The organism is Mesorhizobium sp. M0159, from assembly GCF_040322295.1.
In the GTDB taxonomy this organism is placed as follows: Bacteria; Pseudomonadota; Alphaproteobacteria; order Rhizobiales; family Rhizobiaceae; genus Mesorhizobium.
Map to the genome: position 1 here is coordinate 1 of NZ_JAMYTF010000094.1, position 10,438 is coordinate 10,438.

Here is a 10,438-nt window from a genome sequence, read left to right on the forward strand (position 1 = left end):
CGACATCAGAAGGAAAGCGGGAAGCAGGAAATGTTGTCGCAAAAGTTGAGTTCTGCGACTGTGCAAAAGTCCCATGCAAAACCGTCGCTTTGATCGGGAGTTTTCGCGACAAGGAAAGGTCGCGAGAGGTGGTTTTCTTCCGTAGCTTCCCTCGATCGGAATGAGAAAAAAGCGCCATTTCCGGGCATTCTCCAAGTGATTATGATGCGGCGAGCGCAGCTCTAGGATCGGTTCCAATATTCGCTCTATGATGACAGCCATTGCTGGAACGGTTACCGCTCTGTCTGCTGGTCGACACGATGCTGCGCATCAATGGGCGCAATGGCGCCATGAGCTCCGGCGGGCAACGCGGTCGCCGATCTGACGGCGATCGAGCCACGGCCGGGTGAAACTGGATTCGAGTCGAAACACTTTGTTCCTAGCCAATTTCGTTCAGCGTTCTCGGTGACATCGCGATGATCGCCACATACCTCCTCGATCGCAGTTCGGCCTACTCGTCGCGGAAATTGCGGCCGGAAGGTTGGCCGCAGATGAGGGTGAGCATGCATCCGGGAACTGCATCTAATGTCAGGCATTGACAGGATGTCGCGTTCCAAGCCCACGGCAGGAGCTCGTCGAGGCCGGTTGACGGGATGTCCGTCGACCAAGCGCTAGAGGACGTCGGCGAGATACGCGAAGGGCTCGACGCCCGTTGAGCTTGGCGGCCTCGAGCAGCGAGTACAGGATGGCCCACCGGTCGCCAACGCCATCACCTTTACTCCCGCGAGAACGATCACCATGGCCTGATCTCCCTGCGCTCGACCTGTGCCCGAACTGCGTCCCGATGGCTGCCGGCAACGCCGGCAGCCAGACAGATCGATCGCCATCATTTTGTCTGGCGGCTGCACAAGGTCATGCAGCAGGAGTGTTGCCGGTGTGTCGTCCGCGAGCGCGACAGGCGCACGTTCGCGCGCTTCTCTTGGGTCACACCGAACTGGCGAGGGGTAGACCTTGGCAGGGGTTGGGGCTTGCTGTTGCGAGTGCTTTGCCGACTCTGTTTTGCATTTTTTTCCGATAGGCAGCGAGCCGGGGTGAGTCTCCTATTCCGACGTCGCGGCGGTGGTGGTGGGAATGAGTGGACCGGCGAGGCCCAGGACGAGGTTGCCTCCGTGCAGCACGGCGACGACACGCCCGCGGCCAGCCCGACCGTCGAGTTGTTTCTACGCGATATCGGACGCAAATCGGCGGGGCTTACGCGCTCGGCCGTCTGAAGAGCCCGAAACGTCAGTACGAAAGGCTGCTGATTGAGCCCTGGCTGATAGCCCGGGAGTCTGTTGTCAAATGAGGGCGTAACATCGGCAATCAGATTGACGGTGGTGCTCGAGGGCTTCTACGGCCACGCCGAACAGGCCAACGTAAGTGTGCGTAGATATGGAAGAATAAATGTTCCGTATGCCATCGCGGTTAGGCCATAGTGCCGTCTGCCACATTTGTACCCTCGGATTACCCATGCGGAGAACAATACAGGCGGCAATCTGCGCACTTTTTTGAGGAGAATAAGCTGGATATTCTCCGCATGAAGTGCGGAGAATGAATTCCTATATCCACGAGCTGTCGGACTGGCCACAGTTCCGATGGAGCCACTAAGTGCTCGCGGCGCGGTTAGCGGCTGTGCGTCACCATCAGGGATGATTGATCGGCCGCATGGAGGGGCTTGGCTTCCAGCTCCGCGCTGAGGCTGCCCTGCACCGCGTGAAACGATGAAGGATCGTTGCTGTGATACCGCTCCTAAGTCCCCCGCCGCCGTCCCGATAACCGCTTCTCCTTACGCGGCTTCCTGTCCGGCGGCTGGCTGCAGGGCCGTGAGATACTCGGCAGCGGCCTGCGCGTTCGCAGCGGCCGTGATGATGGCCCTCTTGTCATTCTTCAGGACAGCGAGCCAGCTCGCCAGATAGGCGGCTGTGTTGTCGCGCGGATCATGCGCCACGCCCAGGTCGGCGCACAGAAACGATGCCGCGATCTCGGCAACGAGCTCCTCGACGGCGTAGCCTTCACTGCCGAATCTGCCGGTCAAATCGCGGTCCAGACGATGCTTTGCGCCGGACCAATGCGAACTCTCGTGTAGCAATGTCGAGTAAAGGTGAACCTCGCTGTCAAAACGCCCGCGGTCCGGCATGAGGATGTCGTCGCTGCTGGGCCGGTAGCAAGCTTTGGTGCCACCGTAGCTGACGCTTGCGCCGGTGTTCTGCACGAAATTTTCGACGGTCTCGATGTGCGGAACCGGATTGCCCGGCAGCTCCTCGGCCGGGCTGAAGAACCTGTCCGGCATGTTCTCGATCTGCTCAACATTGAAGACGGTGTAGCCCTTCAAATATGGAATCGCGCGGTCTTCGTCGTCGTCGTGATCCTTCGGAGTGAAGGTGCCGTACTTGATGACGAGGGCGCCTTTTTCGCCCTTGCGGACTTGACCACCGAAGTCCTGGGCCTGTCTGTAGGTCATCCAGGTGTTCTCCTCGTAGCCGAACGTCTGGCCCGCGACCCACAGCATGATGACGTTGATGCCGCGGTAGGTTTCACCGGTCGCGCGGCGCGGGATGATCGAGCTTCGGCGGGCATTGCCGCGCCAGGGGCGGATCCAGGGTTTGGTGCCGGTTTCAAGCTGCTCGACAATGGTGTCCGTGATGCGCTGGTAGGTGTCCTTGATGCTCGTCATGGCCGTCTCCATCCGTTGGTTGACGGCAAAGACCGGAGATAGCCGAAACGAGCTCATGCACCCCGAAGGGGCCGCAACGAAGAGGAGGACCGCGACAGCGGTTGCATGGGGGAGGGGCTATTGTAGCTTGTCCGTCAAATCACCCGACGGATGGAGACGGCCGGCCGCATCGATCACGCCTGGCCGGTCAACTAGAGGGCATAGCGTTGAAAGTCCGCTAAACAACGCCAAGCGGATAACCTAATGAAAGCAGTTATTGGCGGCATCCGGGGCCATGATCGTTTTCCGGGAAGGACCAGCCGGCGTCGCAGTGAGGGGATGGACGCTTCAGAGATGTCAAAGAGAGTAGCCTGTTCGGCTGACCCGCTCAGAAATTTCTGCCGAAATATTTCACCAAGCGCATGGTGGTTATCACCGCTCGCGCGAGGTGTTGAAGTTCCACATGCCGACGCCCTTCCGGTTCCTGCCCGCATGGCAGACCGGGCCGATCAAGTTCGACGTGCCCGGCATCTTCCGTCTCGGCGGGGTCGATATCCGCCGGCCGAAGTTGATCCGCTATCTCGACGGCATCTAAGGAGGCGATGATGAAACACCAACAACCAGGCAGGCCCGCGCGTATCAACACCACCAGCGGTCCGGTTCTCCTCGATCCGGCCCAGACCGTCGATGTCGACGTGAGCGCAGCCGAACAGAAAGTTGCCAAGGCAACCGGCTGGTTCTCCTTTGCCGGTAAGAATTCGTCCCAGTCCGACGAATTCCTCCAAGGCAAGGGCGCCGACACGGAACGCGAGGACCTCAAGAAGCAGGCGGATAAGCTCGGCATCGACTATGCCAAGAACATCCCGACCGACAAGCTCAAGGAGCTCGTCGGTCGCCAAGTTGGCGGAGTGACCGGCGTTAGGTGCGGCCGGCAACTGCCGCACCTCACGATGCTAAGGAGCAAGCTGAAGCGTCTACAATGATGGAACGAAAATATCCCGCCATGGTTATATGTACGGATGGGTGGGGTGTATGTGATGAGTAGATATAGATCACTACACAATGCTGCTATGAAGCTCAAAGAGGACATTGGTATCTTCGCCCCCGTTGTCTGGCTTCTTGGGTTCTATGTGCTTGGAGCGATCGCGATCTTTTCTTTATGGCTCTTCGACGTGTTCTAACCGCGCCTGCCAAGTCCATCGAATCTGGCGGCCGATGTGGGGGCCGCCAGAAATCCAAATGGAAATGCCAGGACAGACTGTTATCAATCCTTCAAGGCATCTCGAATTTTGTCTTTCGCCTTACCAACGCCTTTCTGAAGGCTGCCTTCAGCCTTGTCAGCGGCTGCATCAGCGCGAAGCTTATCATCGCCCGTTGCCTTGCCCATCTTGTCCTTCACCTCGCCGCGCAGTTTCTTCGCGGAACCCTTAACCTCGTCCTTGTGCATAGCTTTTCTCCTTTTGCAGAAATCAACGTGAGCGGAACCTGAATGTTCCAGAGCGTGAGGGTTCGTCATGGCTGGATACGGTGACGATGCAGGCTTCACAGCCTATGCGGCCGCAGCCGGCTATACCGTGCCTGTAGGGACGATCTCTGCGGCTCGCCAGCGCGGCAGCGCCTATATCGACGGCACGTATGGGATGCGCTTCCCCGGCCAGCCTACAGGCGGTCTGGCGCAGGAAAGAGCATGGCCGCGCACCGGCGCCACCGTCTACGGCTCGACGCTTGCCAGCGATCTGATCCCGCAGCGGATTATCGATGCCTCGTATGAGGCCGCCTACCTCGAACTGGTCAATCCCGGCTTGCTGCGAGCGCTATGTCACCGATTCGGATGGCATGGTCCATGTGCCATCGACCTATACGGTCGGCCGCCGGCCGCTGATCGATGGCTATCCGCCGGAGGGCCGCGAGACCTATCAGCGCTCCATTCCCGCTGGCGACCGCGCTCGGCCGGGCGCATTAAGAGGCGCGCTTCACCTACACCTGCACGTCCTGCAGAAGCTGGCCTTCCCGATCGAGGTGACCGCGCCGACCGTCTATTCCGACATCGTTCCGGCGCCGGCAACGCTGACGCCGCTGACCCCGGAAGCGCCTTAGCAACCCGCGCCCGGCGGTTCCGGACAATCTCCCAAAAAGCAACTCGAAAGGAACGGCCAGGACAGTCACCGTCGATCCTTGTGGGCGGCAACTGCCGTGCCACAATCAAGCGCACCATCGACGGTGCCGAAGACAGCGTTCAGATCGGCCCTAACGAAGAAAAGCCGGTCTGATACTTCTGAAAGTGATTAGAAATGGTAGTTCAGACCGACGCGGACAATTTGCCCATCATTGCTGAACTTGTAGGTCCCAATTCGCCCTTGCGGGCCACCGACGCCGTAAGGGCTTGATATCAAGACATTCTTTTTGATTCAGACTCGTAGGACATGATCCACACGACGCGCTACCGTGTGTCTCGCCATCACGCCACCGCTATCCGACTTTGAGAAAGATCAGGTAGACCGGTCGAAACGGCCCGATTTACGAAGCTTCGCAAGCAAGCTCGCTGCCGCGCCGCGGTAGTTGGCAGAGGCTTGGTCTGCCATCGGCAGCGAACTCCACGCGGTTAGTTTGGCCACCAGAAAGTCGTTGTCTGCGTCCACCGGCGCGGATCTAAGTTGTCCGTTTTTATCCATCATGATTGCTACCACGGTCTCGTTTGCGCCGTACCCAATCGCCGCCATCCTCTGAATGCCAGAATCGGCGGCGCTCAAAGGAACCTCTGTCGAGCACTACTACGGCATCGACCTTTCTGCACAATCGTTGGAACTCGCCAACGAAGCACTGAAGGTTTTGGCGTGTCCTATCGAGCTACGATGTTGCGATTTCGTTGAAGCAATGTCCGAATGGACCGTGCCCGTCGACGTGGTATGGATTGGAATGTCGCTCCATCATCTACAGCCTGAAGGGAAGGCTCGGCTGATGAGAGATGTGCACGATGCACTGAACCGAAGTGGCATATTCCTGATCTGGGAGCCTACACTGCTTGAGGGAGAAAACCGAGCTGAATGGCTCGATCGATTTTCAGCGTGTCGGGTTGCGTTTGCAGCTGTGACAGATGACGAATTCGCCGCGATGGAGAGCCACATGCGCCTAGCTGATTTCCCTGAGCCGGCCGACACTTGGACGGCGATGGGCTATCAAGCTGGATTTGCCAACGCGGAGCAACTATTCATGATGCCAAACCGTCTCGGGAGAGTTTTCAAATATTGGAACTAGTCTGTCGGGTGGCCGTGGGCTGCGATGATGATCGCCAACGGCGGGGCGAAACGGAGTCATCCCTCTGCATTGCCCTGATGACCCGTTACAGTCGCGCACGAGTCAAAAGTTCGCGTCCGCGATAATCCGCTTTCACATGAGACGACGTTCGTAGCGCTCCTCCAAAGCCGCTCTTGCACTTCGGCTGGAGCCGACCCAAGCCGGTCCCTGGCGTTGTTTGAGACGGCACTCCCGGCGGGATGAACAAATAGGTTCCCGAGGTTGCACGGATGGTCTTTTCGCCAACATGCCACTCACCGGCCTGGCACGCATCAACTGGCTTTTCGTCATCGCGCGAAACTCGACTTTCATCTACAAAGGCCGTGCCGTAGACGTGAAGCAGGTCGGCCGCAAACTTGGCGTACGCTATGTACTCGAAGGCAGTGTGCGGAAGGCCGGCGACAGCGTGCGCGTGACCAGCCAGATCATCGATGCGTCGACCGGTGCTCATGTGTGCGCAGCGCGCTATGACCGCAAGTCCGACGATATTTTCGCACTTCAGGATGAGATCGCGCTGTCGGCTGTGGGCGCGATTGCGCCGAGTGTGCGGCGCGCCGAAATCGCCAGGGTGAAACGTAAGCGCCCCGACAGTCTCGATGCCTACGGCCTCGTGCTGCGGGCGCAACTCGACGTCGATTCCGGCATGCCCGAGCAGGTGACGCGGGCGCTCGTGCTGCTCCAACGTGTCATCGAACTCGATCCTGCCTATGCGCTGGCGCACGGCAACGCGGCGATGTGCCACCATTGTCTCTTCCTCCAGCCCGACGGCTGTAGGGCAGTTGAAGCCGCCGCGAGAGCAGGGCGACCGCCATGGTGATGTGGATCTTTTTCGGCGCCACCATGTTCGTTGGCTTCTTCATCCTCAAGGGCGGCCAGACATTCGTCTCCGATTCGATCCTCGGCACCGGCCTTGTGGCCTATGGCGTGCTCATCCTGATGATGGTGATCCTGTTCGTGCTCGGCATGTTTCTTGATTGGGTTGGCATCCTGCTTCTCACTGTGCCGCCGATACTGAAGGGCCTCCAGTTCGACGGACTATTCGCCTTCCGGGTGTGGCCTCCAGCGACGTGCCGCTCTGGTACGGCATCATCTTCATGGTCACATGCAGATGGCCTTTCCTCAGCCCGCCTTTCGGCTATTCGCTTTTCTATTTGAAGAGCGTCGCCCCTCTGCAGATAACTATGGCGACGATCTTCCGGGCCGCCCTGCCCTTTCTGTTCTTGCAAGCCGTCGGCGTCGGCCTGTGCATTGTATTTCCCGCAATCACGCTGTGGTTGCCCAAAATGGTATATGTGACCTATTAGATCGTCGATTTTTGATACGGCCAGCCCGGATCATCTGGCGTTCGGCTCCACACTGGTGGAGCTGTCTGCCGAATTGAGGCTAACAGCAGCTGCTCTGATTGGCGGAGACCTGTCTCAGCACGAAGGTGGTGGTGAGTTAAAACAGGTGTATTGTCTGGGCGAACCATCATGTGGATGGATTTATTGAGCCCGTGCGAGCATACTGCGCAATGCGTTCCTTTAACGAGGAATAAGCTGATGCGCCTTGGCACGAGAAGCGTTCCGCTCGAGTACTACACACTCAGGATTGCTGGTCCCGCGGTTTCGCAATCAGGTGCTGAAAGCGCGATCATCGGCTACCTCGCAGACCGACCAATCTTTGGCTCAGTCACAGATTCCTCCGGCGCTCGCTATCGCTATGTTGGGCTTGCAGCACGCCTTTCTGACGGACGTTACGATATCGAATCGCTCTCCGCTGGTGAATGGATCCTCGAGCCAGGATTGATCTATAGATCAGAAGACGCGTTGGTCGGAACCAAGGGAAGCGGCAGCAAATCTGCAACTTTAGCCTCAACTCTTCACAGCTGGTGGTCTAACCAATGAAACTACCAGTGTCGCAAATGGAAAGGGGTTGTGACGAGACTGTCTTACCAGATCGCCTTGCATTTGGAACACCTGTAATTCAACAGAGAGGGACAAAACGATGGCTGGGGAATCCAAGAAACACGAAGGGGGTGTCTTCTATCACACTCCCGGTTCTGAATATTTTGAAAAACGCGGGCTGAAGCGTCACGCCGGCGTCTTCTCGCTTTGGGCATTGGGCGTCGGAGCCGTTATCTCGGGCGACTTTTCGGGTTGGAACCTCGGCTTTGCCGTCGGCGGCTGGGGCGGCATGTTTATCGGAACGGTGCTGATCGCCATCATGTATCTCGGCCTGACCTATTCGATCGCGGAGATGAGCCCTGCGCTGCCGCATACCGGCGGCGCCTATTCGTTCGCGCGCACCGCGTTCGGACCGTGGGGCGGCTTCATTACCGGCATCGCCGAGAACATCGAATACGTGCTCACCCCGGCAGTCGTGGTGTATTTCATCGGCACCTACATGACGGCCATCACCGGCACGCCTGATGCCTGGCAGCCGATCTGGTGGCTCGCCGGCTACCTGGTCTTCGTCGGGTTGAACGTGCGTGGCGTGGCGCTTTCATTCGGGGTCACCGTCATTGTAACGCTCATCGCCTTGGCGATCCTAGTGTTCTTCTTCGTCAGCGCACTTGCGTCGGGACAATTCGACTTCGCCAAGAACGCGATGAATATCGGAGTGGGACCCGACGGCGCTGCAGTTGCGCTGCCGGAGGGAAACGGGCCGTTCCTGCCGTTCGGGTTGCGAGGCATTTTCGCTGCGATGCCTTTTGCGGTGTGGCTGTTCCTCGCCATTGAGCAATTGCCACTTGCCTCCGAGGAATCGGTGGATCCCAAGCGTGATATGCCCAAAGGCATCATGCTCGGCATGTTTACACTCCTGGTCACAGGTTTCCTGATCCTGATCATCAACCCGGCCCTGCCCGACGGATCCCTTGCGTACGGAACGTCGGGTGAGCCTATCCTTGACGGCTTCAGGGTCATCTACGGAGCAGGCTGGGCGAAGGTCCTCGCGCTGTTCGCAGTTGCAGGGCTGGTCGCCAGCTTCCACGCGATCATCTTCGCCTACGGACGGCAAATATATTCGCTGAGCCGCGCGGGCTATTTCCCGCATTTCCTCTCGGTAACCCATGGCGAGCACAAGACGCCCAACGTGGCGCTTGCCGCAGGATCGCTGCTGGGCTTTCTGGTGATGGTGGTGATCTGGCTGACCCAGGGCGGCGGGGCCGCCGGCACTTACATCGGCGGCACGCTCCTGAACATGGCTGTTTTTGGCGCTATGTTCTCGTATCTTCTGCAGGGGCTGACCTTCCTGCAACTGCGCCGTCGTTTCCCGAACATTGAACGCCCTTACCGGAGTCCGTTTGGAGTGCTGGGCGCGTGGCTGACCGTGATCATCGCCTTGATTACCATCGGCTTCCAGCTTACCGACCCGTTATACCGCCAGGGCATCATCGGAGTAGCAGTCTGGTATGCACTGGCGATCGTCTATTTCGGCGCCTATGGCCGCAGAACGCTAGTCTATTCGCCGGAGGAGGAATTCGCCGTCAAGCAGCGTGAAGGCACTGCCTCGATATAGAGTCGACGTTGTCAGCATCCAAGGCACTGAAGAGCCGGAGCGACGCCTTAATCGGTGCGCTCCGGCAATTCGTGCGACTAACAGCGAAGTGCGAGGTCGAATGAGCTTCGAAATGGTGATGCTTGTAGCGAGTTGCATGCTCTGTTTTGTCCAGATTATTCTCGCCTCTCATGCGGCTAGCCTACAGCGAGGCTATCATTGGACGGCCAGTGCTCGCGACCCGGAAGCCCCTCCGCTCACGGGGGTCGCAGGACGCCTCGAAGTCACTTCGGAATTTCCTGGAGACGTTCCCGGTGTTCGTGGCTGGAGTCTTTCTTGTCCATGCGCTCGCTCGTGAGAGCGGCCTCAGCCAATGGGGAGCTGGCCTCTATTTTTCAGCCAGGCTGGTTTATCTTCCGCCCTACGCAGCGGGCGTTCCCCTGGTTCGTTCGCTCGCCTGGAATGTCGCATTCGTTGGAATTGTGCTGCTTTTGCTAGCGGCACTCTGGCCCGAGCTATAGTGCCCGCACCCCGAGGGCCAGCACGGAGAGGTCGCGCTCCCCATGTCCACACGATCGTGCCGGGTGGCGGCATCGCGCCGGACTGATCACGCTGGATATCGTCAAACCCGAATTGCTCGAATCCAGACATCTTGGTCTTGTTGGCTAAGCACAGACTCCTATGGCGGCAGACCGGCCTGATGCCATGCTTCCACCAGCGTTGCAGCCAGCGCGGGCGTGATCCCAATGGCATTGCAGTATCCACTCGAACTGAAGGATGGTTGCAGCACAAGCACCTGCCTGGCGGCGGCTTTGGCTTCCGCTGTTCGCCCGAGTTTGGCAAGCGCCGCCGCCAAGAGGCTCTGGGTCACGCTGAAGCTTGGATTGGACAAGACGGCTCGCCGGGCAGCGGTTGCCGCTTCCTCGTATTGCCCAAGTATGAAATTGCCGATCGCTACGGCTTGGTGACCCCCAAAGGCAAACCGGTCTACAG

Annotated in this window: 12 protein-coding genes and 3 pseudogenes; 12 read left to right on the plus strand and 3 right to left on the minus strand. The window is 58.8% G+C overall.

What is annotated here, in order from left to right:
* Positions 1 to 1,804: 1,804 nt before the first annotated feature.
* Entirely contained in the window at positions 1,805 to 2,692 is an 888-nt protein-coding gene (locus NKJ32_RS34355; RefSeq protein WP_352830329.1) for an ArdC family protein, read from the minus strand.
* Positions 2,693 to 3,084: 392 nt separating this feature from the next.
* On the opposite strand from NKJ32_RS34355, the pseudogene NKJ32_RS34360 reads away from it, so the two are divergent.
* Together NKJ32_RS34360 and NKJ32_RS34365 are read left to right on the plus strand one after the other, a co-directional pair.
* Positions 3,085 to 3,266 (plus strand): annotated as a pseudogene (locus NKJ32_RS34360) (major capsid family protein); the annotation flags it as partial.
* Between the two features lie 10 nt (positions 3,267 to 3,276).
* Positions 3,277 to 3,654 (plus strand): hypothetical protein, encoded by a 378-nt coding sequence (locus tag NKJ32_RS34365; protein ID WP_352830331.1) that lies wholly within the window; start codon positions 3,277 to 3,279, stop codon positions 3,652 to 3,654.
* A 281-nt stretch (positions 3,655 to 3,935) separates the two neighbouring features.
* On the opposite strand, the gene NKJ32_RS34370 is transcribed toward NKJ32_RS34365, so the two are convergent.
* Complete coding sequence (locus NKJ32_RS34370) at positions 3,936 to 4,118, minus strand: CsbD family protein (RefSeq protein WP_352789641.1); 183 nt, start codon at positions 4,116 to 4,118, stop codon at positions 3,936 to 3,938.
* Between the two features lie 67 nt (positions 4,119 to 4,185).
* On the opposite strand from NKJ32_RS34370, the pseudogene NKJ32_RS34375 reads away from it, so the two are divergent.
* Positions 4,186 to 4,479, plus strand: a pseudogene (locus NKJ32_RS34375) (DnaT-like ssDNA-binding protein); the annotation flags it as partial.
* A complete protein-coding gene (locus NKJ32_RS34380; protein ID WP_352830353.1) occupies positions 4,439 to 4,768 on the plus strand; it encodes a hypothetical protein in 330 nt (109 codons plus the stop codon). The pseudogene NKJ32_RS34375 and the gene NKJ32_RS34380, both read left to right, overlap by 41 nt.
* Before the next feature lie 392 nt (positions 4,769 to 5,160).
* On the opposite strand, the gene NKJ32_RS34385 is transcribed toward NKJ32_RS34380, so the two are convergent.
* The gene (locus NKJ32_RS34385) at positions 5,161 to 5,346 is read right to left on the minus strand and encodes a hypothetical protein (RefSeq protein ID WP_352830333.1); all 186 of its coding nucleotides are present in this window, start codon (positions 5,344 to 5,346) and stop codon (positions 5,161 to 5,163) included.
* A gap of 52 nt (positions 5,347 to 5,398) precedes the next feature.
* Here NKJ32_RS34385 and NKJ32_RS34390 point away from each other — a divergent pair, with 52 nt between their 5' ends.
* From NKJ32_RS34390 to NKJ32_RS34425, 8 genes and pseudogenes are all read left to right on the plus strand, one after another.
* Positions 5,399 to 5,926, plus strand: coding sequence for a class I SAM-dependent methyltransferase (locus tag NKJ32_RS34390; RefSeq protein WP_352830336.1), 528 nt, complete (start codon positions 5,399 to 5,401; stop codon positions 5,924 to 5,926).
* A 292-nt stretch (positions 5,927 to 6,218) separates the two neighbouring features.
* Positions 6,219 to 6,725 (plus strand): annotated as a pseudogene (locus NKJ32_RS34395) (transcriptional regulator); the annotation flags it as partial.
* A 50-nt stretch (positions 6,726 to 6,775) separates the two neighbouring features.
* On the plus strand, positions 6,776 to 7,120 hold the full coding sequence (locus NKJ32_RS34400; RefSeq protein WP_352830339.1) for a TRAP transporter large permease subunit: 345 nt from the start codon (positions 6,776 to 6,778) through the stop codon (positions 7,118 to 7,120).
* Entirely contained in the window at positions 7,060 to 7,269 is a 210-nt protein-coding gene (locus tag NKJ32_RS34405; RefSeq protein ID WP_352830341.1) for a hypothetical protein, read from the plus strand. Before NKJ32_RS34400 ends, NKJ32_RS34405 begins: the two co-directional genes overlap by 61 nt.
* 237 nt (positions 7,270 to 7,506) lie before the next feature.
* Positions 7,507 to 7,851, plus strand: coding sequence for a hypothetical protein (locus NKJ32_RS34410; RefSeq protein WP_352830344.1), 345 nt, complete (start codon positions 7,507 to 7,509; stop codon positions 7,849 to 7,851).
* Between the two features lie 100 nt (positions 7,852 to 7,951).
* A complete protein-coding gene (locus NKJ32_RS34415) occupies positions 7,952 to 9,466 on the plus strand; it encodes an amino acid permease (protein ID WP_352830346.1) in 1,515 nt (504 codons plus the stop codon).
* A 170-nt stretch (positions 9,467 to 9,636) separates the two neighbouring features.
* Positions 9,637 to 9,966, plus strand: a complete 330-nt coding sequence (locus NKJ32_RS34420) for an MAPEG family protein (RefSeq protein WP_352830349.1) — start codon at positions 9,637 to 9,639, stop codon at positions 9,964 to 9,966.
* 260 nt (positions 9,967 to 10,226) lie between these two features.
* Positions 10,227 to 10,438, plus strand: a 212-nt coding sequence (locus tag NKJ32_RS34425; RefSeq protein WP_352830351.1) for a hypothetical protein, incomplete at its 3' end; no start/stop codon positions are given.

What these genes read in the sequence shown, in the direction of transcription:
- NKJ32_RS34355 (WP_352830329.1), bottom strand. Translation starts at nt 2,692, where the DNA reads ATGACGAGCATCAAGGACACCTACCAGCGCATCACGGACACCATTGTC.
- NKJ32_RS34365 (WP_352830331.1), top strand. Translation starts at nt 3,277, where the DNA reads ATGAAACACCAACAACCAGGCAGGCCCGCGCGTATCAACACCACCAGC.
- NKJ32_RS34370 (WP_352789641.1), bottom strand. Translation starts at nt 4,118, where the DNA reads ATGCACAAGGACGAGGTTAAGGGTTCCGCGAAGAAACTGCGCGGCGAG.
- NKJ32_RS34380 (WP_352830353.1), top strand. Translation starts at nt 4,439, where the DNA reads ATGAGGCCGCCTACCTCGAACTGGTCAATCCCGGCTTGCTGCGAGCGC.
- NKJ32_RS34385 (WP_352830333.1), bottom strand. Translation starts at nt 5,346, where the DNA reads ATGATGGATAAAAACGGACAACTTAGATCCGCGCCGGTGGACGCAGAC.
- NKJ32_RS34390 (WP_352830336.1), top strand. Translation starts at nt 5,399, where the DNA reads ATGCCAGAATCGGCGGCGCTCAAAGGAACCTCTGTCGAGCACTACTAC.
- NKJ32_RS34400 (WP_352830339.1), top strand. Translation starts at nt 6,776, where the DNA reads ATGGTGATGTGGATCTTTTTCGGCGCCACCATGTTCGTTGGCTTCTTC.
- NKJ32_RS34405 (WP_352830341.1), top strand. Translation starts at nt 7,060, where the DNA reads ATGGTCACATGCAGATGGCCTTTCCTCAGCCCGCCTTTCGGCTATTCG.
- NKJ32_RS34410 (WP_352830344.1), top strand. Translation starts at nt 7,507, where the DNA reads ATGCGCCTTGGCACGAGAAGCGTTCCGCTCGAGTACTACACACTCAGG.
- NKJ32_RS34415 (WP_352830346.1), top strand. Translation starts at nt 7,952, where the DNA reads ATGGCTGGGGAATCCAAGAAACACGAAGGGGGTGTCTTCTATCACACT.
- NKJ32_RS34420 (WP_352830349.1), top strand. Translation starts at nt 9,637, where the DNA reads ATGCGGCTAGCCTACAGCGAGGCTATCATTGGACGGCCAGTGCTCGCG.